The following is a 22,490-nucleotide window of genomic DNA, read 5'->3' on the forward strand; positions in this document are numbered from 1 at the left end:
GTGATGACCACAATGGAGCAGAACGCTGGGTCGTGAAACAGCCAACGGTGGATGATCGTCCAGGTTCAAGTTGAGCAAATATTCGGAGCTCTGCGACATGTTGATGCAACGGCGCCCATCAAGGTCACGGCAGCTAATGCGCATGGTGCTCCACCGGTTATCGTCCAACGTTCGGGCGGGCCTATTCCTTCCGAGGCAATGCCGTACCTCTTCAAGCCGGAGGGGGCTCAAGCTATTCAGGCGGAGATCGGGCACTGCGGCTGGGCTTGGCCGCGACCTGTTCATCGCGTCGAAAATGGTTGCGAGCCGCGGTGGTCGAATTGAGGTGGAGTCGACTGAAGCGGAAGGGGTGACATTCGGAGTGATTCTGCTTTCTTCAGCTGGCTGATCACTCATGAAGGCTGATTTTATATGGCTTGGTTGTCGCTGGTCTGGTTGATCAGGGTGGCGAAATGCGGGGGTTTCTCGGATCATCGACCAGTGCCACCACTTAGCCTTAGCGCGAGCGCCACGGCGCAGGCCTGGCCATGTACACCTGCAAAGGAAGCCGGAATGCAAGCTCAGCAATCCATCGTCATTTACCTCGACAGTTGCGATTATTCGAACCTCAGCCACCCTTTGCTCGACGCTGCAAAAGCTGAGCAGTTGGCTGCGCTCAGGGCACTCAAGAAGCGCGGCGATGTGGTGTTTGTATACTCCGGCGCGCACATCTCCGAGATGTCGCCCCTGGATCAACAATACGCCAGCGCCGCTGTGGCGCGTACCGAGCTGATGGTCGAGCTTTGTGGTCGCTCAACGATGATTGCCTACGATCGACTTATACGGGCGGAGCTGACTCGCCTGGTGGAGCGCAACCCGCACCCCGTGAACGTCTTCGACAACAACGGTGGCTGGTTCCCCGACATGGGCTCATTGATAAATCCGCTTGATAAACTGGATTTGAGCGGGCAGTTAAAGGAGGACGCTGATTGGAAGAGGATGAACCGCCAGCAGCGTAGGAGGGCCGAGGCCACTCTGATGAAAAACGGCGGCTTCCGAAGCAGTTTCGAGCAGCATGCTGGGGAGATGGATATCAGCGAGCTCCTGACCAAGATACCGATGCGACCGAAAAATGCCCTGATGATGAAACGGTATGTGATTGGCAAAGCGACGCGGCAGCAGGCCGAGAAGGCCTTTCTGGAGAGCCTGCGCGATCCAACCTTCATGGCGCAGTGGTTCATCAACCACCACGATCAGATGGGCGCGATTATCGATTGGGTCAGGCGGCCTGCGCAGGAGTTTTTGGAGAGCTGCAATAAGACGTTGATGACGCTGGCCGAAAGCCTGACCAGGTTTCCGGAAGATGAGAGGGCCAAAGCGTTGAAGGGGGTCAGCGGCGATCGTTGGGTGAAGCTGAAAAAACAGGGGTTGGTCGATATCGTGAATAGATTGATCGCGCGTCTGTTTCCTGGTGCGTCGGAATGTGACGACGCAGCCGCGATCGAGCATTATTGCCCAGGCCTCTTCGTCTGTATCAACGGCTTCTACAATTCACTTCAGAACTCGCTGGGGGAGAGGGCGCGCGCGCTGAAAGGCAGTGATTTCGTCGACATCATTCACGCACTCTACATTCCATACGTATCGTTCTTCCGAGCGGATCGGTACATGTGTGGAGTGCTGCAGCCGTTGGCTACGCGATTCGGAACTCAGGTCGTGGAATCGCCGGCCAAGCTGATTCAAGCTCTTGATGCCGAGCGTGCCTGACGGCCCCGCGCCGCTCATTAGGGCCGCGTATTCACCTGCCACCCCAGAGGGTTTGACCATGAGTTACACGCTTTTGATTCTTGACGAAGCAGAGAGGATATTTGGTGACAAACTCAAAGCAGCGGCTTGGCTGAGGCAGCCACGGCCTCACTTTGACGGGCTCGCTGCTCTGGAGTTTGTCCAGGACGAGGTCACCTACCTGCAGGTAAAAGAGTTCCTAGACAGGCTTGATCACGGTTTTACATGCTGACCTGACATCGGCAGTCGCTCAGTCATAGAGGGCGAGCTCAGTTTGATTAGGACAAGTGGAAGGTTGTCGTTTGTGGTGCCTCGCTGGTCGCGCCGCCTCGATAGTGTGGGAAGGAGGGAGAGACATGCCCTGTTGAAGGCTAGTCAGTCCTGGTAGGCCACCTTCGCGCTCCAACGTTTCGAGTTCAACCTTCAGTGTGTTAACAAGGTCTCTAGCTGGCCTGCAACCGTCTTCGCTCAGCGTTAAAGCCAATAGCGTCAATGGGCTCAGTTCTAGGCGCGCGCTTAGCTGTTCGAGCTTGTCTAGAGTGATGCTTGATTTACCGCTCTCAAGCTTCGACAAGTAGGTACGGCTGGTTGCGTCTGCGAATTGCCGCTGGGTAATACTGCGCTTGCTCCTGATGGCGCGGAGCACAGTCGCAAATGACGACTTGAGCGTCATGAGCTAGGCCTGGTCATCTGACTTCGTACATACATTGCGCTCAGAGTTTTCCTTTTTGGATGTCGCTCACCGGAGGGCGAGCACTTGATCGTGAATGGTCGATTGCAACGGCGAGTGGCAGCCTGGCATGGGACTTTGATGGGAAAAGGTTCTCTAGTTTTTAGGCCCTAGCTTCCAAAGCTGAGGTGAGATCTTCGCCTATCATGAACAGGGCCGCCTCAATTTCTCGACTCGTCCATGTCCTAGGTAGCCGGGCGCCACTGCAGTCTAGCGTCGCGGCCTTGGCTAACCGCTCGATGATCCAGTTCGCTCTCCGATTCCAAGTTGCATGTCGTCGGTGGTATCTGATGTGGCCAGAGGGTGTGAAGTATTTGAAGGTTTTGCTATCCGGGGTTCTCACAGCTCGTGGCGTTTTCTGCGAGTTAGCCCTCATGCAGCCAAAGCACAGATGCTCAGGAACACGGAGCCCGCACTCCCGCGCCCACTCTCCTGCGAGCCATGCAAACGCCGCAGCGACACGGCTGTCGTAGATCACAAATCCAGGCAGGATTAGAGAGTGGATTTTTGTGGTGCCTGCATTAGAGCGAAGATCGTTCAGCCTCTCAAGCAGATGAGGTTCCTCGTTCTCAAGGGCCGGAAGGGCGCGAGTAAGGTACTCGTGCAAGCCTCCGTTTAAATTCTCTAGCCACACCGCATTGCCCGGGCGTTTAAAGACGCCTCCCCACTCCATAATCGCTTTTGCCCAGCCAGTCAGTTCAGCGGCGTTTACTGTGTGCTGAGACATGCAGCCTTTGATGCCGTCTGACAGTTTTTGCAGAAGCGCTTCATTCTGAGCAAAGCCCGAGTTCCGAGCGATGCTCATAGCTCCAGCGGGTGTGGCAAGCTCAAGGCGGTTGGGCGGCCAGCTATAACGCTCGAATGCATTGCTCAAAAGGTCATCAACACCGGCCCGATGTCGGAACTGGAGAGGGCGTGCTCCGATGACGACAGATTCGAACCAGGTCAGAAACGCCAAGGTATCGGGGTTCGTGAGAAAGTCATTTTTCGTCATGGTACCTAGCGCTCCATTTCCAGCCGGCATTCTTGCAGACGGCGCTGCCTTAGCACACCCGAATGCTGTGCCTGGTGTGATCGGATGATCAGGTTGCAGACTTTGAACAGGGGGGAGCTCACGCTCTCGTAGCTTCCCATTGGCGGCGTCATCGGTTGCTATTTTGGCGTGCGGAGGTACTGAGTAAACTCCTGAGCGTCTATTGCCTGTAACCGGTAATACTGTCCGTTCGCTTTGAGCGCGGGTTGGAGCTGACACTGAGCGTATGGAGTGCCATAAAAGGTATTCCGAGCATGGATGTTGAAGACAAACTCTTCTCCGCGGAAATGTTCGTGTTCTAGCTGTAGGTTGTCGAGAGCACCTGTGGCCTCTCCGTGTCCTTCGGCGATTTCGATGACTAGGGTGCGCAGGGTGGAGCTATCTCTGTCGGAGACCTCCACTGAGAATTTCCTCTGACGGTGATTGCCACCACTAAAACCACCTCCTGAACTGGCGGAACCGATCCGATTGAGGGTGATGTGAGCGAGCAGTACTACTTCCACGGCTTGGTCTCCATAATTCTGATTATCCACGTGATCGCAGACGGTAAGAGGTCGGCTGGCTTGCCCCGGCCTGGCTTGGAATGCAGCGATGGCTTCTTGTCAGCGCGGTGGCTCTGACGAGCCATTGAGTGCTTGGTTCTGACTCGCCCAGCTCACCGCATGCTTCAAGGCTATTAGAGAGCTGCCAAACGACTGACCATATCCTGCGTTCGAAAACTGAAACTCTTCATTGATGCCCCATCCCTTGATCCGAATCTCTGCGTACCGTGTGGTTGGGATTTGATAGTTATCGATGAACCGCCGATCTGGCGAGCCATCTTTGTTTTCCCGAAGCCAGCTGTACCCCGCGAGCGTAGCGTCTCGAGGGACAGATTCCGTCTCCAAAAATCTTGTCTTGCCGGACTCGATGACGAGTTCTTTCATCGAGAACACCTTGAATTCGGCAAAATTTTCGAGCAGTACAATGCCTGGTAATAAGTAGAGGGCAGCGCCGCTCGCCGTTCGAAGAAGAGGTAGCGTCGGGTTGCCCGTAAGCCATTGCGGCGCACTATCCTCAAAGCGGACAGGACAGCGGACGACTGAGCGACTGACGTTGGAGCGCTCAGTCAATTGGTTGACCGCACTGGAGCTGCAGATGCTCCAGATCATGTCGCTGAGTCTGACATCAGAAAACGTCTTGAGAACGGTGATGTATTGATCCGCTATATCCTGGGTAAGCGTCCAATGGAGCTCCAGTCCAAGGCCTTTGATTCGGTCTTGAACACCTGCTACCAGCTCCTGCTCATGGGCGATCAAACGATCCAGCCGATCTTTCCTCCCGCGCAGAAAAAAAGTAGACAAAATTGGACGCAGTCATGCGGCGCGTTTATCTCGCGCCTTCAGGGCTTGTTCGCGCTGGTTGAGCTCTTCAGTGAGCGTGATCCGTTCCTGGTAAACCTGGGAGATCAAATCCTGGAGATTCTTGATGGTGATTTCATCGGATTCCATCCCACGCCGTTGGAGAGCGGTCAAGCCTGAAGCAGCAACCTCGAGTGCAGGGAAAAGGGTGTTGCAGGAAAGATGAAGGGTAAGACCATTAACGATCTTCACCCGTCTGCGGTGTTGCAACGACATACATCCTTTCCTCGAGAGCTGATTTCGGCAGAATGATACCCCCGGCATACCCTTGGACGGATGACGGTTGGCGTGCGCCAGAACGCAGCCGTGATGCGCTACGTTGGCCCAGTGCCAGGTCTCTCTGGAGTGTTGAACTTCAGCAACCGCAGGCCCATCTGCAATCATTCCATTCGGGTGCGGATAGTCAAAGTGATATCTAATTAGATGGACAACACTCAAGCACTTCGTTAGGCGACGTAGCGACATTGGCACGTGGTCTACGCCAAACCATCACCAACTGCGAATCGGACGGAGTAGATGCCTCAACGAAGCCTGCGTGCTCCGCTGCTTTACGGGAGGCGATGTTCGATTTTCGCATGTGTGCATAAATCACTTCATGTTGGCTTTCCTGGCAGCAAAGGCGGTAGGCTGCCCGACCGATTTGGCGGCCCTGGCTGGGCCGGTTCAAAAAGACATGAAACGAGGCATGCCTTCCGCGAACGGCGTCCACAACCATGTTGATGTATGCGGTTCCCGCACGTTTACCATGCACTTGAATAATCCAGGCTTCTCCACCTGGGCCGCCACCGCGTTCGCGCGAACCTGGAGTACGAACAAAATCAACGTTTTCCAAATCGACCGGCCCCAACCTCGACTTCGCTGGTACCGGAGGCGGCTTCGGCGTCTTGCGTGCTGCCGCCTTTGGTTTGAGGGGCTTTACTGGTCGCTCCATGGCGCTTCTCCTAGGCCCGCGAGTAGACGGTCGCAGCTATCAGCCCAGAACTCAGCGGGATAAAAGCCCGGTGAAAAGGCAATGACGACGTCCGCAAGCCGCTGGGTCAAACCGTGGCGTCGCAGTGCAGCAGTCAGCTCATCAATGCGACTCAGGATTTCGGTTATTGAACTGTTCAGCGGCCCAGGCTGTTCGATATGGTCACTGTCTCCGTCGTATCGGTTGCAGAAGTAATCCATGTCGATGTGCAGCAGGATGGCAGATTCGCTGTCAGCAACCCCTTCAAGCCAAGCGTCAAGATCGTCTGTAAAGCGGTAGCGTCCTTTACCTGCACCTGTGGTCGCTGCCTCAAGTCGGATTGAAGGCCTTGAAGCCTCGGGGTCTAGTAGAGAGTCCTTTACGATTTCGAGTTTGATTACCGAATCTGTGGTTTGCGTGCATTTAGGCTTTTGGCAGAGATGACGCACATCGGCATCAGGATAGAAGTGTAGAAACGGAGTCAAAAAGCTCCCCATGCCGAATGCGCCGCTGCGAATCGCGTTCGTCACTGTCTCAGGCTGGGTCAGGTCAACGGCACTGCCCACTATCGGGTCTATCCAGCCATCCTTGCTCACGAACACGCGCGGGGTGCCTAAATCTTTATGGTCATCCACGTGGAGCACAGTGATGCCCTTAAGATTGGAACTCTGAGCTAACCACTCGCTCCAGCTTTCGAGCGTCCACGTGTCATTGAGCGACAAGAGCACTCTGCCGCGGCGTTTTCGAGCGCTCGCCATTTCCTCGTACTTGAGGGCGTCGCCCCACCAAGCTAACCCTTCATCTAAGCGCGGATCGACGTACCGATAGGGATCATCTGACCAGTGAAGGTTCAAGTGCCATTGACCGCCGTGCTTAGTCGCAATGGCGTCCTTGTCGCAAAAGTAGTCTCTGAGCTCGGCGTGACGCACCAGTGGGTCAGTTGAGAGCCTGGACAGCGGAATTGCTATGGTCGAGCTCATACTGTTCTTGCTCCTCAATCGCTGCACGGTTCAGGACGCCTACCAAGCGCTGCCCCATTTCTGTGAGCGGGCACTCTTGAAGCGTGACGAAAGCTTGGCTCAGGTGAAGGTCTGTATCAGCGAGTTGATTGACGGCACGAGAATTCAGCTCAGCTGGCCCGTGATCTCGTACGTGCATCCAAAACCGTCTTAGCTCGACGAAAACGAAAACGGCATGCAGTAAACCAGAGGGTGGGCGCAAATCCTCTCGCCACGGGGAGACGACTTGAGCGTTGGTACGTTCTACTGTGGGTGTGAATCGCTCGAGCAGATACAGCTTCTGATGTCTGTGTTCGTGAATCAGAGAATCAGCCAGATCGTACGGATCTATGAGGTGGTTACCCTGAGAAATCGAAACGTAAAGCGCGCCGGGCACTGAATTGTCGCTGAACGAAACGATCTTGCGTGGATCGGCTGAAGGGTCTCGGACAAACTGAACGGCTCTGCATGCCTTGAGGATTTCAGTTGCTAGGGCAGGGCGCCAGGCGCGCACGATCTCCATCGCGCGCTGTACCAGTTCCCGGCCAGCCTGCGTCAGCTCCGAGCTTTCGAAATAGATGGATTTGCCAAACGGCGCTCTGAGCCATTCGTCTTCATGACCCACTTTCAGGTCGCTAGCGGGTACCGTCTGCTGGATGAGCGATAGCACCTGAGTCAGGTACTGGGTATCGAATGATATCGGCTGCCCATCGACGGCCAGCAGCGTGTGCCCACGATGTTGCGCCAGTGCTGCATTTGACCATGCAATTGATCCGGGAAGCACGGCAGCGCGCTCAAGTAGCGAATCAGGCAAGGAAAGCAGCTCAATGGCACTGGCATCGTTCGCGAACAGTTGTAGAGCTTCGTGCATGTGTTTCACGGCGTTCGACTTGGCGTCTTCGCACAGCTCATTTAGGTGATGAGCAGCTGTCTCTGCCAGCTCGAACTCTGCGAGGTCGAAGGACTGAGGCAGGTCAGCGAAAATAATCTCGTCTGCGTTCTGCAGATGCTCATTCAATCGGTAACTGATGTGAGCGACTAGCCGCTTCATCTCGTTGCAATAAACCGTTGGATTGATGAAGCCATCTTCAGAGAAACGGTGGGGCAGTGATCCGCCGCCGCAGATATCGACAATCTCACAGCTTTGACAGGTCTGAGACAGACCTTCCTTGCGTAGATACCTGCGATGCTGCGCAATTGCGGCTGACTGAGCGACTTCGGCGATGGGAGTGTCGATGACAGTACCTGCCAGTCGAGTGATCCCATCCTGGGTAACCTTCAGTACATCGAGATCGTGATAGCTGCCATCCGTCTCTATCGACAGCAAGCTTACGTCTCCGAAGCCAAAAGCATCTGTTCCGGATGGCAAACCGGCGCTGACATCCAGCAGCGCTTCAAATGTCCGTAAAGGGATGTGAGCGTAATGGTCGAACCACACATCAAAAGCATTCACCAGCCACTGCTCGTACAGACCAGAGTCTTGGTTACGTCCAGGAGGTGGGCGGAGCCAGTGGGCGTCAGGCAGCAGGAAATCCAGCCGCGGAATGGTGAACTGGTTGAAATACTCGAACAGCTCTTGTGCGCTGGTTGAGGCGTCTACTACCGCGATCACCCCGGCGAAAATCGATGGGTATCGCTGCAGGCGAATCAACGCTTGTTCGGTTGCTTCGAAGCTCGATCGCCCCTTGCGGGTTAATCGATGTTTATCATTTGCCCCTCGCGGGCCATCGAGGCTCAGCGAGACGCCGATGTCGGCGGCTGCCAGAGTTTCTAGGGCCTGCTCTGTGAGCAGTAGGCCGTTAGTCTGCAAGCTCACGTCGACAGGGATACTGCATTTCTGCCTCAGCAAGAACGCGAAATCCGCCAGCACTTGCACGCCGGCAAGTAGCGGTTCACCGCCATGCAGAATCACTGCACAGTGCTTGAGATCGCTGTGCAGGATGTACTCAGCTAACCGATCTGCAAACGCTTCTCTGTGCTCTGCGCAGAGGAATTTGGGCATGGAGCGCCAACTCTGATCCGCGTGGTGGTAGACATAGCAGTAATCGCAGTCCAGGTTGCACCGCGATGCCACCTTTACCAAAAACGACGAGAACTTAGCGGCGTCCATGCTGAGACTCACGAGCGATTGTGGCGGTGATGCATGCGGTCATAGCTGGTAATGACTTGGCCGACATCCGACTCAGTCAGTACGCGAGAGCGCAGGCGTTGGATTGCAGGGTTGTTGCTTTGGCCTTTAGCCAGACTTTGGCGGACTGCCGACGGGGTCGGCGTTTCGATTTTCAGTGCTGCTGACGACATCACGAGCTCCTTTGCATGGTGAAGTGCCAGCATCATTGCCCAGGGGTACATGACAATTCAAGATATGGATCCAATCCATCATGGCATTGTGATATCGGCAATTTTTCCTGACTTTTCCAAGAAATTAATGCCTTATTTCTCGACGTTCGAGTGAGGCCGCCGATAAGATAGAAAAATAGAAAATTATGTAACTGTTTGTGTCCAAAAAAATGACGCGCGATCAATGCCTTCACTGTGACCGGACTGCCAGATTACTGCGCGACATGGTTGGAAACGCCGGCACCGTCAGTGATGCGGTTGGGAAAGTGACAGCAGTCCATGCCAGGCTCTGAAAAAAACTCATGGGAGCTCTGCGCGGTCAAAGAGAACCCTCTCGACATCCGGGTCAGCCTTCTGCAACTATAAGTCGTCGCCTAAACAAGTTTAGATAACATGGATACCCTATTAGTCGAGCAGCTAAACACTTTGCGCATAGCAATTTTTGACAATGCAGCAGCGTTGCATCAAGAGGCTGAAATTTTACTCAAAAACAGCATGTACAGCCGTGCTTATTTGTTGGCTCATTTTTGTATTGAAGAGCTTGGCAAGATCCCAATCTTGATAGGCGCCATTGTGAAAGTCGAAAAAAACGAATCGGTTGACTGGAGGGATGTAAAAAAGCGCTTTACTAGCCACGTGAAGAAAATTTCCTCACAAAATGGTCACTTCTATGCTTTTGGGCGAACACCCGAGTTGAGTGGTGATAAGGGCATCCCTTGGCTGCTTGCCGCGAACCACGCCATACCTGAATCCTACAACAGGAAAAACCTTTCTACATACGTGGATGTCAAGGATGGGAAAATACTGCGACCAAGCGATGCAATATCAAATGACGACGCAATGAGGCTCGTGAGTTATGCGGCAGACTGTCTGAGCGCTCATAGGCGTTCTGAGGAATTGACTAATCCAATAATTTATGAGGCGCATGAGGATGGCCGTCTTTGGGAAGACCCTATTAATTGATTTCCAGTCAATGCGCAGGTGCTGGCATGAGGCTGGGTGACTGGGATGTCGTGGGTTTTTGATGTTGTTTAGTAATTAATAGGTGTCGCAGGCTTTCTGCGGAAATTGGAAGTTGACTCATGAGTGCCGATTTATTTATTTCCTATGCATGGACATCTACAGCTCATCGAGAGTGGGTTCGCTTGCTTGCTAGCCAACTTCATTTGATGGGCTATGATGTGAAGCTCGATGAAGACGTCGATTATGGTTCAAACTTGCACGGCTTCATGCAGCAGGTCACCGAAGCGGCCCACGTTTTGCTGGTTGTCGACGAAAACTATGTCGATAGAGCTGACAATATGCCAGAATCTGGAGTAGGCATTGAAACAAGGTGGATGAGTGGCGTTTATAGGGATAAGCCAGAGTCATGGCTGTCAATCTTGTACATTCAAAATCCCAAGCTTCTCCGGCCTAAATGGTTTGGTGATCATAATCCAAAGGGTTTTGATTTCAACTGCAATATTGAAAGTAAACAGTTCCCGGGGTCGCTACAGCTTGAGGAACTCTGGCGATGGGTTGAGGGGCTTTCGCCTAATAAAGCCAATGCTATCCCATTGTCGGTGCTACGTAATCGCTGCGCTCGGCTTGAGCGTATAGATGCTGGTCGCGATCCCGCGAATTATGTGAGTCCAGCGATTAGTGGGCAAGTGATCTTTGCCTACAAAGACCATCCTTACTACACCCTTGGGTATGGGGAGTGTGAGTTTAAAGTGTCATTTGCCGCACGTTCACTTGACAGTGTTTACGTCTACACAGATGGAGATCTCAAGGCGCTCGGTTTGATTGTTGAGCCTGATTTTGATCCGGCCACTGTTTCATCATTCCTAACACTGGGTCGTGCTGTTGAGCCCGTAGTGGGGCAAAAAGTAGTACTGCTGAACCCATATGGTCTTATGTGTGTCATCACAATCAATGGGTTAGATCGCGAGATAAATGAGAGAAAATACATTCCAGGGCGAGTTAGCTTTTCTTATAAAATTCTGCTAAATGAGTAACTGTCCTGCTGGTAAATGACGCCGCCCAATTGCTGGCTCCGAAGGGGTGCTGTCTTTTTGGCGGTTGCCCCGATCTTTCATAACTGCACTTACAGGTAAGTGCGAATTGCTAGACGGCAGTATTCCTCCATTATCGTATAGCATATTTAGGGCATGCTGGCAGTGCCGCTTAGTGCTGAGTCGGTAGTTTTGAGGGAAGCATCCTTTGTGATCAGATATCGTTGTGAAGAGAGCTTAGCTTATCCGACGTTTTTCTTTCATCGCTCGCCGTCTGAGCTTCTCCGCAATCTCGAATATATTGTCTGCAGGGTCAGGCTTGGTAGGCACATAGCCGTTCTTGGCCAGCTCTTGAAAAGCTTTCTCCACCGCCCGTTCTTTCGGGTTCCGCTCGATGAATGTACTCATAGCCGCATTGCCACCAAGGTGATCGGATCGACATGCAGCATGACATGCAGAGCCAGTTTAGTCACAGGGGCGCGGTGAAATGTTGCCGGGTGCGGCATCGACAGATGCCATACAATGGCCATCGCTTTCTTTCCAATTCCGAGAAGCCTCTGCAGGCACCGTGTTGGCAATCGCGCAGGTCGAGGGGCATAAGCAAGGGCGACGTTCAGTGCGCTCAGGCCGGCCAAGCCGAGCTTGACCAATGAGGAGTGACGTATGAGGGATAAATCCCATCCTTTCCCATTTGATACGGAGGCGGAGCTCGTCATGGAAGCATTCATGAAAGCTACGGGGGAAAGGCTCGATCAAGCGCGCAGACAAGTGGGTGGAGGAGATAACGTCCAGCGCTTCAGCCATGGAGGATCTTGGCAGTCACATCACAGCTATGCCCCTGACCGAGTCGATCAGATGCAGACCATTAGGTACGAAACAAGGTTGCGTGTAGAGGACATCATGGAAGGCCAACTCCAGGTCATTGAGCGCACTGCCGAGGAAATTTCCAGCAGCATGGCGGACAGCTATGCCAAAGCGTTTTACCAAATGCTTTCTGATACGTGCGAAGAGAGCGGCAACGTCATTGATGGCTCGGCTGGGAGCTTGGGCGAGCAGATGCTTAAGGCCATCGAGCAAGTCGAATACTCGGTGGATCGGAACGGTCAAGTATCGCTTCCTGAGTTTCGGATGCACCCCGACCTAGCCAGGCGCCTTCATTCTGATCCTTCGCTCCGAGATCCGGTACTGCTGGCGAAAGCCGAGGAAATCAAGGCGCTCAAAACCGCCCAGGCATTGGCAGAGGAAGCGGCGCGTAAATCCAAGTTTCGATGCAGGGAGCAGTGATGGCCAAGGTATTGCTGTGCATTGGTTGCGACGACTATCAGTCTCTCAAAAAGCTGACTGGGGCCGAGCGTGACGCGATCTCTATCCATGCTGCGCTTTGCACTGGGCCAATGAGCAATATCCAGCCAGTCGACACCTATCTGCTTAAATCTCCGGCCCGGCATGATCTGGATGCCACGCTGCTGCAGATTCAAGATCGGTACGATGAGATCGAAAGCTTCACGCTTTTCTTTGCCGGCCATGGCGGAGAAGCGAATGACAGTTACTTCCTGTGCCTGAGCGATACCCGGGGCGATCGGCTTTCGACTACTGGCTTCGCGCTTAGTCGCTTGTTCGAGTATTTCAACGAGCTCAAAGCTGCTCACTGTAACGTCATCATCGACGCCTGCAACGCTGGCGGTATGGTTTCTAACTTGAGCATATTGCTCAAGCCTGAAGTGATAGGTAAGGCAAAGACGTTCGGCGTCTCATTCTTTGTGTCCTCTGCTGCAGATCAGTATGCCGGCGAGACCAACCGCGGTGGTTATGGAACCCTCGCACTACTCAAGGTTTTAGACGGGGAGATCGACACGGGATCGCGAGCCGGGATGCTCGATCTGGTGGATATGGGGCGGTCTGCTGCGCAGTATGTGGCAGAACAAACCCAAGGGAGGCAAATGCCATCGGTGTGGGGCGTGAATCTCTACGGCCACATGCCGCTCTTTAGTAATCCGCATGCTGCCGACAAACCAGCATCCTCATTGCTGGGCCTCACTGGGATTTTACCCACCTCTTTGGCTGGGCAAGCTATCAGCAGTCATTCCGCCGAGCTCTACACGCTCATGTTCGCCCCGGAGAATGAGCTCACTCCGGACAAGCTTTTCCCTGTTTTAGCCAGGTTCGTTGATCGGCTGGCCGAGATACCCAACTCGACCGGGGTGTTCATAGGCGGGATCTGGCAATCCTTGGAGAAAAGCGCAGGGCGTCATGCTAATAGCTTCTCGAGGGTGGAATTTAGCGCGACATGCATAGCTTTGCTCCTACAGTCCTCTCAGAAGGACACCACCGCTCGAGATTGCATTGAAGGGCTTGCCCACGAGATTGTCAGGGATGTTGAGCGCCTCCTTTGCGCAATCGCCCAGGGACTTCGTGAGAATCCTGGCTCGTTATGCCGTCATGGCATTCCTGATCTGTTCTACCTTCCTCAGCGGATATCGCGGATTTTGGGTTGGGCCGGCGCAGCAGTGCACTTGGCCAGGGAGCTAGGCATCAGAGATGCCGCACTCCGAGAGGTCTTGGAGCAACTGAGCGTCTTGCTGATCGAGCACTATGCAAGCACGTGTGCTGGTATGAGCGAAGACGAAGCACCGTACTGGTCAGCTTTCCTCACAGCCATCAAAGCCGATGACCTCAATGGCCTCGGTGAATTGGTCGTAAGCACGTTGATCAATGCGCTTGTTGAGCACGATGGGCGACTCGCTCGACCATTGCTGCCGGCAGAGGATGTGTACGCGTATCTCAAGGCGCGCGCAGACAAGGATTCTGTTGCTCTGAGCACTTTGAGCAACTCGCCCTCAGAAACTCTGGCCCTTGTCCTGCTCATCAGTGGGCGTCACTCGCTCGAGGAGGAACTGGATTACAACCTTGCGAGTCTTGACCACGCACACCTCAATATTTTCATCCCGCAAAGCTACCTGGACTTCAGCCAGTCTTTCGTTCCTAACGGGATAAACCATGTGTTTCAGATCGGCCAAAAGGTGTGGACAGTCGCGGATGTTGTCCAGCGTTGGGAGGCCGTGTGCAAGCCCCAGATGGATAGTGACTCGTCGCTTCGAGATCCAGCAACGCGGATCGGCGCTATCTGCGCATCACTGCTTTTTCCGAATCGAGTGCCTTGGTTTTTACTCATCGAGCAGTGATCACAGGTTGCTGGCAGATCTTCACGCGTGTCGAGCGCTGTGTCGCCGCGGCTCAGTCGCCCCAGCTAGCTATTCACCGAAGATGATCAAGGCAAGCGCTTACCCAGCTCACCAATGCCTCGCGGCAGTCGACTTTGAGATTCCAAGCATCCTGGAAGTCTCCGCTTTCGAGTGACCAAGGGATTTCAATCGCTGAACTTCATCGCGCAATTTTCCCGCTTCGATAACGCGAGGATGGGGCGCGGTTTGATCGTCAATCGAGAGCGGCTGCTCAAGCGCATCAACAGCCTCTAGCTCAGTACGGACGAGCTCCAACAGCTCCGCCGGAGGCATTTTTTCACTAGCCCCATACGTCAATGCGATCAGGGTGAGGGGATGGATTTTCAGCAGGCCGGCGATCTCGTCGAGCCGTTGCAGTGTTACGCTCGACTCGCTCCTTTCCAGGCGAGAGACGTGCGACTGGGACACGCCGCCCTCGAAATCGGTTTGGAAGACTTGGCGTCGAAGGCGCATGAATTTGAGCGCTGAAGCAAAAGCTTGCCGGAGCATGAGCATCCCGTACCGGAAATCCCACTATATGCCGCGTTTGCGCAGTTCGACTCAAACCCTTATAGTAATTCCAGTGGCACACCTGTTTGTGTGTGCTCTTGCGTTCACCTGGGCAGCAGCTTCATCACTGTCTAAGGCGTGTCGCATCACATGATGCGCGCTCAATACTCTGCTAAATCCTCCTTAGATGTGGCGAGTGGCGAGTACGTTCTCAAGCGACGTCAATTTTCTGGGAAAACGTTTAGTCCGTTCCTGCCAGCCTGATCCGGAGAGCCGTTGTTGACATGAGAGTGAAAAGCTACTCAGACCTGCACTTAGAGTTCTCGAAAGGGCCTCCACTCGACGTGGACGACGCTGACGTAGGTCTCGTGATCTTGGCGGGCGACATACATACCAACGGGAGGGGCATGGCTGGGGCCCAGAACACCTTCACGTCGCGTATGGCCGTTAGCGGCAACCATGAATTCCACAGCTCGGTGGGTCTTTGGGCGTACGCATAGCCATGTTGAAGTGACTTTTGATGGCTGTCGAATAGTGAGTAATCCTCGAGGCTACCCAAAGGAAGGCTGTGGTTTCCAGTTTTTACTGTTGAGACTTAAATTAACGCTGAGAGCGCAATGTATAACTATCGGGAAAAATTAGCTGAGGCGGCTCAGCAACAATTCAGCCATCCAGTGACGGGATTTTTATTAGATGCCCGCCTTAAGGATAAGGGCGTGAGGGGTGCGGTTTTTAATGACGCCTGCAATCGCTATGAAGACGGAGACACCTTTACAACAAGCGCAGTTCGAGAGGTGCGTCAAGAGCATGGTTACACTTTGTACATTACGGAAAATGGTTCCTGTTACGTAGCCGTGAGCCACATGCTCTTCATTGAAGATGTTGTCGACGGCGTGCCCCAGGCGTTGATCCTGCGTGCAGGCTGACCGGGGCGCCCGACCTCGCGCCCAAGGCCACTCGTAAAAATCGCGGCTCTGCATGATCAAGGAAAAATGCATGTCTGATCTAAAGAAAATGGTTGTCACTATCAAGAACTATGATCTCCAAGCTGTCGGTGATCTTGATGAGCTTTATACTCGCGTGCGGCTGGAGGATGAGCAAGGCAATACGTTCTACTTTAAGCAGGTTGTAGTGCCTAAGTACCTTAGAGGGCACGGAGCCATGGCTAAAGATGTCCCGCGAACCTGGTATTTTAAGCATGTGGCAAAAAAATCTATTGTCCTAATTGCTTATGAAAAAGCTGATGGTAAAGTTGAATATGATCTCGATGATTTCCGGGTCATTGCAAGGACAACGGTCTTAAAAGGAATTGTGGTTGCGCTACTCTCTATTCCCGGAGGAGTTATCGCTGCTACGGCGACATTTGGACTAGGTTTGGTAATTATCCCTATGGGAGTTTATTACGGCTATCGCAATGTGTTCAGGCTTCCAAAAATGTTGAGTCGGAAAAAATTGATTGATGAATTCTCAGCGTTTGGTATCTCCGTACGCTGATAGCCTAGGGAAGCAGCTACTCCTGTAGGGCCCCCGCTTCGCTGGATGTACCAGAGAGCCAATTAGCCTGTCGATACGGAGACCTGGCGATACGATGCGAATCACAATCTACTCAGATCTTCATTTGGAGTTCGCTGAATTCCATCCTCCCGCCACGGGTGCTGATCTGGTCGTATTGGCCGGCGACATCTCAGTGCGTGGCCGTGGAGTAGAGTGGGCGAACGACAATTTCAAATGTCAGGTAATCTACGTCTGCGGCAACCACGAGTTCTACAAGGGCCATCTAGACCGGACGTTCACAAAAATGCGTGATGCGGCTGCTGAGCACGTGCACGTTCTAGAAAACCAAATCCTGATCATCGGTAACACCCGTTTTCTGGTCGCTACAGCTTGGACGGACTACACAGCTACGGGCGACTACAAAGCGGCGATGAGGGTCTGTGCGGAGTGGATGACCGACTTCAAGAGGATTCGAATCGGAGAGGGCTACAGCAAGCTTCGCCCTGTCGATCTAATCGCTCGAAATATCGCAACACGCGAGTTCCTAGCTACAGAGTTGGCGAAGGACTTTGACGGCAAGACTGTCGTTATAACCCACCATTGCCCCATCCAAGATGTCGCCGGCGAGGGTCACGAAGGGCATCTCGGCGCAGCGTACTTCAATCAGTGGCATGATCTGGTCGCTCAGGCTGATGTCTGGGTTTTTGGTCACACTCATCAAGCAGTCGACACGGTTGTTGCAGGCTGCCGAGTGGTATCGAACCCGCGAGGTTACCCTACCGAGCCCACTGGTTTCTCGACTGATTTTACCATCGAAATCTAACCATTCATGTGACGATTTTTGAGCGTTTCCCAGCGGTGCCGGCAGCCTGGGTATCGGAGATATCGATATCTGATCTGGCACGCTTGGCCTCCTAAACGCTCACCGAAATCAATCAGGGGAACAACTCTAATTTGCTGAAAACGTAGGCCGGTCTCGGACAAACTTTCCAAAAAGCGACATTACTTTTATAGATGCGACATCCTGTCCACCCCCCCTCTTGAAAATTTTCAAGCGAGACGGAGTTCTTATATTTGAGAGCAAGAGAAAAGCTGCGGTGCCTGAGCCTCGCCGCTCTGTCAGGAAAAATCCGCTCTGCTTTTCGCTTTTCTGCTCTGGCCTTTGCTCTTGATGTTGATCTGAAGGTATTCGGTTTTCTAGCCGGATGCATCAGCCGGCAGGCCGCGGGGGAGGGGGAGATCGTTACTTCGGCGGCAAGGCCGCCGCTTTCGCTTTGACTCCAAAATGAAGCTTCTACAGGCAAAAAAATTTTGAGCCGTACACCGGCTCTAGATTCGGGTTACTACGCCCAAAATTCGGGGGTAACAAGCTGAAGCCGCAGAAGGGCTGCTGGCTCTGAAGCACGCTCGTTACGGGCTGAGTGGCGAATGACCTTTGCTCAGTGTGGTGCATTAGCGGCCACAAGGGCATGTTCCAGGGCTTCCAGAGCGTCTTCGAGGCGCTGATCCTCTCGAGCGTCATCACTTGCAGGCTTAAAGGTGCGACAGTGGCGTAGGAGGCTTTCCAAATCGTTTTGGTTGAGGTCGAATTCGATATGCATAAACTGGATCATCATGGTGATTTGATAACCATCGGGCCGCGTTTTTTGGTGCGGCGACGTGGCTGGCAATGAGGTTGCTGTTGAACATTGATGCAGAGAAACTGGTTTGGCAACACGCATGGCATGTATACGGTGAGTCGCTGGGCTTCATTCTGCAGGAAGCGCTGGCTGGCTATAGGCGTGCTAGCGGTTTCGATCAGTTGACTCGGTTCTACGACAGCGTTGCAAGTCGTGAAGTGCTGAGACTGTTGACGCAGGGTTTGCTGCTCGGGGGCCTTGTCCGAGAGGCCGAAACCGCAGAGTCGTACGTCGAGATTCGTTTTCGGCTTCGGTCGTATCTAGCTGAGTACCTTCTGCGCAAATTGCTGGCGGAGCATCAAGGGACGCCTGAGCTGCGAGATGTTATGTTCGCTGTAGATCTGGGCGTGTAGCTCGCTCAACCTGGACGAGCCGCCGCACATTCGCTGCTGGAATAGGCCGGAGGGCATCATGAAAAAGTCAGAGAAGCGTCCGGCAATGCTGAGCGATACCGAGTACGCCACTATGATGCGGGAATTTGAGTCAGCCTCGAATTGGATGGCTGAGCAACTGGCAGCGAAGCGGGGTAATCCGCGCTCCATTAAGCATCGAAGAGCCCCAGATCAGACGTGAGAGTGTGATCTTGCCGAGAGCATCATTCGTAACTCAGCTCGCCAAACAGGCCTATCATCAAATCGCCTTCGAGCACCTCAAAGGGAAGTTCGACGTAGTCATCAGGATGTCTCGGTAACGCTTTTCCGTCCTGAGGCGCGTTTTTGGTGTGGCCCTGAACTCGCTCACCGTTCTCTTTGACATAAGGCAGCACAACAATTCGTCCATGGTTCCTGGACAGAATCGTGCCTTCATGCCAGAGCGTCTCACTTTCGCTGCCTGCAGACCCACTGCCAGCATTTTTCACCACCCACCTCGGCGACGCATCCTCCTCGTACCAAAAGACAAAGCTACCGATAACCAGAACGCGTTGTCCGCGTGCCCTTGCTTCCGCCAGCATCCGCTTAACTCCTGCGATCTGGAGCAGTTGATTGGCCCTGGGCAGCAATTCCGCTCTGATATGTGCTTTGGTGCGCCCCCAGTGGTTACCTCCTGACAAGCCGAAGCCCCTCGCGATTCGCTCGCGGTAGCAGAGCTGGGACAGCTTCGAATTCAAGGTTCCTGCAGGCTCCCATGTCAAATTATCGGTAAGGCGCAGGGATGTCCGAAATCTCGGAAACGCTACGATCCGCAGATATGGCGCCACTGCAAGTTGCTCGGCAAGATCGTTCCTCAACCGTTCGTGGGGAGAGGTGAGTTGGAGCTCAAGGGCCGCTGGACGAGGGAGGTGGGCGTTCCGTCGTATCGCTTCCTGCTCCATGAGCTCTTCCTCGTCTCGTAGGCGCCGGCCAGCCGTCAGGGCCTTTCCCACTTTCAGGATCGTGGAGGCAGCCAATTCGGATGAAGCTTCTGCTTGTCGCACGCGCTCTGGGTGAAGCACGTTAAAGGTGTCCGCGGCCTTTACGGCTTCGCCGTAGGTTTGAAATACGGAGCTCCTGGCGTGGCCTTCGCCGTTATCTACAAAATGGTGTGTCCAGATTAGTTCGCCACTTGGGAACAGCTTCAGGGCTCGCAGATACCATGTCCAGCCAATGTGAAATCGACGATAGGGGAGGACAGCGATGGTGGGTATCGAGTAGTGAGGTGTTTTTTCGATCCGCATCAATGCTTCTCCTGAAGGACATCGTGAGCCAATGTTTCGTGTATGAAGTTACAGCTCAGGCCGAGTCTGATCGGGTGCTAGTCGGCTTCGACGGCATAGCGGCACATGCCACACAGTCGAGTTAGGTCGTCGTCCCAATCGATCTCCGATCCCAGCGTTCCGCCACATTCTGCGCAAGCTGGGTATGGGCTGTCATCAAGGCACAGTAGGCATTCCAGCTCTTCCGTCTGGTAGCTGAAGTGCCCGCAGGACGAACAGCGCGCGAGTGGGGATTCACCACCTCTGGCGAACGCATAGTAGAGATCTGGGTAGTGGTGCATCGTGGCAATGGTTTCTACTGCCTCCGCGTACGTGGCAGTATGCGCGCAGCAGGTACAAGCGAAGACTATTTCTGATAAAGGCTCGACAACTGCCAGAGGTTTGATGAGCGCTGATTTGCAAGCCGGGCATTGCATCAAATCGAAGGAGCCCCGGAGCAGAGCATGGCCCCAAGGCACTTGCTTATTTGCCTCTTGGCATAGTTCCAGCTCACGTTTATAAAAGACCTCCTGGGTCGTCAGGAATTTCCACAGTTCTTCCCCGAGAAGCTCCACTGGGGTGCGCCTGAGATAGGTCGGGACGAATTGTTGAATTAGATGAAACGAGGCAGCCATAGCTTCAGCCAAGCCTGATGCAGGCAGAGTTGTGTAGTAATGCTCGACGTCGTTGCGCATCCTGGTTAGCTTTTTCAGAAGGCTCCAGTCGATCCCTGTCACACCTAGGCTTTCGAGGCGTTCTTGGATTGTTGCCACATCGACTGTTTTTCCCCCTTTACCTATCCACACCGGATTACCATCGGCATCCCTAGTCGGAATCACCTGCTGCTTGAGTAGCACTTCTTTAGAGTCAGCTGGGCTAAGTTCTTGAAGCTTGACCTTGAACATCAGTAGCAGGCCGGCAGAAAGGTTTCGAATGGCAGACAGTGCGCGAGCCTCGTCGGCTGAGATAGCCTTAAAATCCTCAACACCCAAGCGGATTGAGGACACAGCGTTATCGAGCATTGTCATGGTTCACTTCCTTGTGCGGGTGTCGTGCGCGACCGGGGTGGCCGACAAACGTCGGTTCACGTTTTGGTTGATCGTAAGCTTCCCTTCACGCCAAAGCTAGAGAATAGGGGAAGTCGCACGAAGGCTGATGGCTCAATGGTTGAGGCCTCTATTCGACTGACCTCTGGCAACTGGTCGTGTTGGGAGGCGCCATCTGGCCCGCCAATGCTGCTGTACGGCGCCTATTCATTGCGTACGGCACATTGAAGATCGCGGTTGCTTCGACTAGTCATTTAATGACCGAAACCTGGCAATCCGATCAATGCGTGATCTCTGGCGTTTCGATACGGCCTGGCTTTCGTTCTTCTAGGAGCGCGTATGGAGAGGTTGCGGCGACGCTCCTGATACCGCCTGTCAGAGAGGTCGGAAAAATTATGGTCATTCAAAAAGTGCTTAAGGCTAAAATAAATAACGAATATTGACAAGTTAATTGGATATTATATGGAATAAAATTGGTTGTTGGTGGATTCTTAACTTGTTGATTTGCCGGTGCTGGTGGAAAACAATAACAGAGTATTGACGGCGCGTGCCGACTTTATGTCATATTATTGTGCCGTGAAATAGTCGACGAAAGATGCCTGTGTGAGAAGGGGTGGTGGCGTTTTGGTTTGCCGTGCGGGCTTGCAACCTCCAGTATTACAGATAGCATGAGTGCATGGTATCTGGACTCTTAATACTGACGTTGCCTGATGGCAGCTTGGAGGCTTTCGTGCGCTCTTGGAAATTCGTATTTGTCTTTTTGCTATTTTTGTTATTGCTGCTCTATTCTTCGGTGGCCTATTGATTGCCTGGGCTTCGGTAGCGATCGGCTTCATCTGGTTCCAAGAATTGGCAATCGCTACAGCGAAACGGTTTAGTCCAACTCAGACTATACATCCCAGGAAGAACCATCAAACATTGACTGGGTGGTCTAGGATGTAATGTCTGGTTGGTGCGCAAGCACCGCATTTCTACTCAATAGCCTTGTTGGACTTAGAGAGCTGTTCTAAGAAGCTTCTGCCATTTTCTATTGTGTGCACCGCCTCAAGATCAGCTATTAGGCCCTTTGCGTCATATAGGCCAGGAATCCTATGTTGTTCAGTTGGAGACTCTCTAATTCTAGTTAACGTCTGAAATCGATGGCGCATGGAGCTGTAGACTGAGATGGTGGTGGCGAGAAAAGTTGTGAGCTGGCTAATGGTATCTTGGGCTGCAGTATCAATGAGGGCGTTTGAATTTACAGAAGTCCTGATGCTACTGAGCCGGTCTCTCAAGAGATTTACTTGGCCTTGAAGGCTAGAGATTTTCAGTAGCGTCTCTTCAGAGATCGTCTCTGGCTCTTCGATCTGTACTCGCCCTTGCTCAAATGCTAGATCTACCAATCGCCTATAGTTTTTATTTCGAAGTAGAGTTATATAACTAAAATTGCGAGCTTGTTTGTTGAAGAATGGCGTATTTGGATCGCTAGATTTGGCTTGCCTGATCTCTGACGCTACAATTGCCAGTGCTTTGCAGAAGTCTGTAATGTTCCCGTAGCGGGTTGCATCTACAACTCGCAATGCGGCTTTAAGGATTCCTTCTGTATGTTCGGATCTTTCTCGTACATACCGATCAAATGTAGACTTTTTAGTGGGTGATTTTTTAATTTTTGTATTCATTGCAA

General features: G+C 53.2%; 24 protein-coding genes. 9 read left to right on the forward strand and 15 right to left on the reverse strand.

Annotated elements, in window-relative coordinates:
- Window positions 1-552 precede the first annotated feature (552 nt).
- Window positions 553-1,743 (forward strand): hypothetical protein, encoded by a 1,191-nt coding sequence (locus AC3WL2_RS08445; RefSeq protein WP_102682609.1) that lies wholly within the window; start codon window positions 553-555, stop codon window positions 1,741-1,743.
- A 58-nt stretch (window positions 1,744-1,801) separates the two neighbouring features.
- Entirely contained in the window at window positions 1,802-1,993 is a 192-nt protein-coding gene (locus tag AC3WL2_RS08450) for an MbcA/ParS/Xre antitoxin family protein (RefSeq protein WP_102682661.1), read from the forward strand.
- 18 nt (window positions 1,994-2,011) lie between these two features.
- Here the strand turns inward: AC3WL2_RS08450 and AC3WL2_RS08455 are convergent, their stop codons facing one another.
- The 9 genes from AC3WL2_RS08455 to yhhA all read right to left on the reverse strand — a co-directional run bounded on the left by AC3WL2_RS08455 (window position 2,012) and on the right by yhhA (window position 9,223).
- On the reverse strand, window positions 2,012-2,434 hold the full coding sequence (locus AC3WL2_RS08455) for a helix-turn-helix domain-containing protein (RefSeq protein WP_102682608.1): 423 nt from the start codon (window positions 2,432-2,434) through the stop codon (window positions 2,012-2,014).
- A gap of 160 nt (window positions 2,435-2,594) precedes the next feature.
- Window positions 2,595-3,485, reverse strand: a complete 891-nt coding sequence (locus AC3WL2_RS08460) for a hypothetical protein (protein WP_102682607.1) — start codon at window positions 3,483-3,485, stop codon at window positions 2,595-2,597.
- 158 nt (window positions 3,486-3,643) lie between these two features.
- Entirely contained in the window at window positions 3,644-4,027 is a 384-nt protein-coding gene (locus tag AC3WL2_RS08465; RefSeq protein WP_102682606.1) for a hypothetical protein, read from the reverse strand.
- 99 nt (window positions 4,028-4,126) lie between these two features.
- Window positions 4,127-4,822, reverse strand: a complete 696-nt coding sequence (locus tag AC3WL2_RS08470; protein WP_102682605.1) for a hypothetical protein — start codon at window positions 4,820-4,822, stop codon at window positions 4,127-4,129.
- 57 nt (window positions 4,823-4,879) lie between these two features.
- The gene (locus AC3WL2_RS08475; protein WP_102682604.1) at window positions 4,880-5,140 is read right to left on the reverse strand and encodes a hypothetical protein; all 261 of its coding nucleotides are present in this window, start codon (window positions 5,138-5,140) and stop codon (window positions 4,880-4,882) included.
- Window positions 5,141-5,339: 199 nt separating this feature from the next.
- Window positions 5,340-5,855 (reverse strand): GNAT family N-acetyltransferase, encoded by a 516-nt coding sequence (locus AC3WL2_RS08480; RefSeq protein WP_256582592.1) that lies wholly within the window; start codon window positions 5,853-5,855, stop codon window positions 5,340-5,342.
- On the reverse strand, window positions 5,840-6,853 hold the full coding sequence (locus AC3WL2_RS08485; RefSeq protein WP_102682603.1) for a hypothetical protein: 1,014 nt from the start codon (window positions 6,851-6,853) through the stop codon (window positions 5,840-5,842). The genes AC3WL2_RS08480 and AC3WL2_RS08485 overlap by 16 nt, the downstream gene beginning before the upstream one ends.
- The gene (yhhB, locus tag AC3WL2_RS08490; RefSeq protein WP_102682602.1) at window positions 6,810-8,981 is read right to left on the reverse strand and encodes a cyclophane-forming radical SAM/SPASM peptide maturase YhhB; all 2,172 of its coding nucleotides are present in this window, start codon (window positions 8,979-8,981) and stop codon (window positions 6,810-6,812) included. The genes AC3WL2_RS08485 and yhhB overlap by 44 nt, the downstream gene beginning before the upstream one ends.
- An 8-nt stretch (window positions 8,982-8,989) precedes the next feature.
- Entirely contained in the window at window positions 8,990-9,223 is a 234-nt protein-coding gene (gene yhhA, locus AC3WL2_RS08495) for a YhhA family cyclophane-containing RiPP (protein ID WP_353479410.1), read from the reverse strand.
- Between the two features lie 381 nt (window positions 9,224-9,604).
- Between yhhA and AC3WL2_RS08500 the strand changes: the two genes are divergently transcribed.
- Together AC3WL2_RS08500 and AC3WL2_RS08505 are read left to right on the forward strand one after the other, a co-directional pair.
- Window positions 9,605-10,174, forward strand: a complete 570-nt coding sequence (locus AC3WL2_RS08500; RefSeq protein WP_102682601.1) for an AbiV family abortive infection protein — start codon at window positions 9,605-9,607, stop codon at window positions 10,172-10,174.
- 119 nt (window positions 10,175-10,293) lie between these two features.
- Complete coding sequence (locus AC3WL2_RS08505; protein WP_102682600.1) at window positions 10,294-11,208, forward strand: toll/interleukin-1 receptor domain-containing protein; 915 nt, start codon at window positions 10,294-10,296, stop codon at window positions 11,206-11,208.
- Between the two features lie 234 nt (window positions 11,209-11,442).
- Here the strand turns inward: AC3WL2_RS08505 and AC3WL2_RS08510 are convergent, their stop codons facing one another.
- Window positions 11,443-11,613 carry a hypothetical protein gene (locus AC3WL2_RS08510; protein ID WP_158247495.1) on the reverse strand — a complete coding sequence of 57 codons (171 nt, stop codon included), beginning with the start codon at window positions 11,611-11,613 and terminating at the stop codon, window positions 11,443-11,445.
- Window positions 11,614-11,919: 306 nt separating this feature from the next.
- On the opposite strand from AC3WL2_RS08510, the gene AC3WL2_RS08515 reads away from it, so the two are divergent.
- Entirely contained in the window at window positions 11,920-12,489 is a 570-nt protein-coding gene (locus AC3WL2_RS08515; protein ID WP_256583139.1) for a hypothetical protein, read from the forward strand.
- Window positions 12,489-14,387, forward strand: coding sequence for a caspase family protein (locus AC3WL2_RS08520; RefSeq protein ID WP_102682598.1), 1,899 nt, complete (start codon window positions 12,489-12,491; stop codon window positions 14,385-14,387). The genes AC3WL2_RS08515 and AC3WL2_RS08520 overlap by 1 nt, the downstream gene beginning before the upstream one ends.
- A gap of 108 nt (window positions 14,388-14,495) precedes the next feature.
- On the opposite strand, the gene AC3WL2_RS08525 is transcribed toward AC3WL2_RS08520, so the two are convergent.
- Window positions 14,496-14,936: a helix-turn-helix domain-containing protein gene (locus AC3WL2_RS08525; protein WP_102682660.1), complete on the reverse strand. Its 441-nt coding sequence runs from the start codon at window positions 14,934-14,936 to the stop codon at window positions 14,496-14,498.
- Between the two features lie 617 nt (window positions 14,937-15,553).
- Between AC3WL2_RS08525 and AC3WL2_RS08530 the strand changes: the two genes are divergently transcribed.
- The 3 genes from AC3WL2_RS08530 (at window position 15,554) to AC3WL2_RS08540 (ending at window position 17,253) form a co-directional block, all read left to right on the forward strand.
- On the forward strand, window positions 15,554-15,862 hold the full coding sequence (locus AC3WL2_RS08530; RefSeq protein ID WP_102682597.1) for a hypothetical protein: 309 nt from the start codon (window positions 15,554-15,556) through the stop codon (window positions 15,860-15,862).
- A gap of 70 nt (window positions 15,863-15,932) precedes the next feature.
- Entirely contained in the window at window positions 15,933-16,430 is a 498-nt protein-coding gene (locus AC3WL2_RS08535) for a hypothetical protein (RefSeq protein WP_102682596.1), read from the forward strand.
- Between the two features lie 94 nt (window positions 16,431-16,524).
- On the forward strand, window positions 16,525-17,253 hold the full coding sequence (locus AC3WL2_RS08540; protein ID WP_102682595.1) for a metallophosphoesterase family protein: 729 nt from the start codon (window positions 16,525-16,527) through the stop codon (window positions 17,251-17,253).
- 616 nt (window positions 17,254-17,869) lie between these two features.
- Here the strand turns inward: AC3WL2_RS08540 and AC3WL2_RS08545 are convergent.
- From AC3WL2_RS08545 to AC3WL2_RS08560, 4 genes are all read right to left on the reverse strand, one after another.
- Window positions 17,870-18,151 carry a hypothetical protein gene (locus AC3WL2_RS08545; protein WP_146022602.1) on the reverse strand — a complete coding sequence of 94 codons (282 nt, stop codon included), beginning with the start codon at window positions 18,149-18,151 and terminating at the stop codon, window positions 17,870-17,872.
- Window positions 18,152-18,704: 553 nt separating this feature from the next.
- A complete protein-coding gene (locus tag AC3WL2_RS08550; protein ID WP_102682593.1) occupies window positions 18,705-19,763 on the reverse strand; it encodes a hypothetical protein in 1,059 nt (352 codons plus the stop codon).
- A 77-nt stretch (window positions 19,764-19,840) separates the two neighbouring features.
- Window positions 19,841-20,809, reverse strand: coding sequence for a hypothetical protein (locus tag AC3WL2_RS08555; protein ID WP_177431933.1), 969 nt, complete (start codon window positions 20,807-20,809; stop codon window positions 19,841-19,843).
- A gap of 989 nt (window positions 20,810-21,798) precedes the next feature.
- On the reverse strand, window positions 21,799-22,485 hold the full coding sequence (locus tag AC3WL2_RS08560; RefSeq protein ID WP_146022601.1) for a hypothetical protein: 687 nt from the start codon (window positions 22,483-22,485) through the stop codon (window positions 21,799-21,801).
- Window positions 22,486-22,490 lie beyond the last annotated feature (5 nt).

The organism is Pseudomonas sp. FW305-96 (assembly GCF_058783825.1).

Bases quoted from the DNA above. Each gene is read 5' to 3' on its own strand.
- AC3WL2_RS08445 (WP_102682609.1), top strand. From the start codon at position 553: ATGCAAGCTCAGCAATCCATCGTCATTTACCTCGACAGTTGCGATTAT.
- AC3WL2_RS08450 (WP_102682661.1), top strand. From the start codon at position 1,802: ATGAGTTACACGCTTTTGATTCTTGACGAAGCAGAGAGGATATTTGGT.
- AC3WL2_RS08455 (WP_102682608.1), bottom strand. From the start codon at position 2,434: ATGACGCTCAAGTCGTCATTTGCGACTGTGCTCCGCGCCATCAGGAGC.
- AC3WL2_RS08460 (WP_102682607.1), bottom strand. From the start codon at position 3,485: ATGACGAAAAATGACTTTCTCACGAACCCCGATACCTTGGCGTTTCTG.
- AC3WL2_RS08475 (WP_102682604.1), bottom strand. From the start codon at position 5,140: ATGTCGTTGCAACACCGCAGACGGGTGAAGATCGTTAATGGTCTTACC.
- AC3WL2_RS08480 (WP_256582592.1), bottom strand. From the start codon at position 5,855: ATGGAGCGACCAGTAAAGCCCCTCAAACCAAAGGCGGCAGCACGCAAG.
- AC3WL2_RS08485 (WP_102682603.1), bottom strand. From the start codon at position 6,853: ATGAGCTCGACCATAGCAATTCCGCTGTCCAGGCTCTCAACTGACCCA.
- yhhB (WP_102682602.1), bottom strand. From the start codon at position 8,981: ATGGACGCCGCTAAGTTCTCGTCGTTTTTGGTAAAGGTGGCATCGCGG.
- yhhA (WP_353479410.1), bottom strand. From the start codon at position 9,223: ATGTACCCCTGGGCAATGATGCTGGCACTTCACCATGCAAAGGAGCTC.
- AC3WL2_RS08500 (WP_102682601.1), top strand. From the start codon at position 9,605: ATGGATACCCTATTAGTCGAGCAGCTAAACACTTTGCGCATAGCAATT.
- AC3WL2_RS08505 (WP_102682600.1), top strand. From the start codon at position 10,294: ATGAGTGCCGATTTATTTATTTCCTATGCATGGACATCTACAGCTCAT.
- AC3WL2_RS08510 (WP_158247495.1), bottom strand. From the start codon at position 11,613: ATGAGTACATTCATCGAGCGGAACCCGAAAGAACGGGCGGTGGAGAAA.
- AC3WL2_RS08515 (WP_256583139.1), top strand. From the start codon at position 11,920: ATGGAAGCATTCATGAAAGCTACGGGGGAAAGGCTCGATCAAGCGCGC.
- AC3WL2_RS08520 (WP_102682598.1), top strand. From the start codon at position 12,489: ATGGCCAAGGTATTGCTGTGCATTGGTTGCGACGACTATCAGTCTCTC.
- AC3WL2_RS08525 (WP_102682660.1), bottom strand. From the start codon at position 14,936: ATGCTCCGGCAAGCTTTTGCTTCAGCGCTCAAATTCATGCGCCTTCGA.
- AC3WL2_RS08530 (WP_102682597.1), top strand. From the start codon at position 15,554: ATGTATAACTATCGGGAAAAATTAGCTGAGGCGGCTCAGCAACAATTC.
- AC3WL2_RS08535 (WP_102682596.1), top strand. From the start codon at position 15,933: ATGTCTGATCTAAAGAAAATGGTTGTCACTATCAAGAACTATGATCTC.
- AC3WL2_RS08540 (WP_102682595.1), top strand. From the start codon at position 16,525: ATGCGAATCACAATCTACTCAGATCTTCATTTGGAGTTCGCTGAATTC.
- AC3WL2_RS08545 (WP_146022602.1), bottom strand. From the start codon at position 18,151: ATGCGTGTTGCCAAACCAGTTTCTCTGCATCAATGTTCAACAGCAACC.
- AC3WL2_RS08550 (WP_102682593.1), bottom strand. From the start codon at position 19,763: ATGCGGATCGAAAAAACACCTCACTACTCGATACCCACCATCGCTGTC.
- AC3WL2_RS08555 (WP_177431933.1), bottom strand. From the start codon at position 20,809: ATGACAATGCTCGATAACGCTGTGTCCTCAATCCGCTTGGGTGTTGAG.
- AC3WL2_RS08560 (WP_146022601.1), bottom strand. From the start codon at position 22,485: ATGAATACAAAAATTAAAAAATCACCCACTAAAAAGTCTACATTTGAT.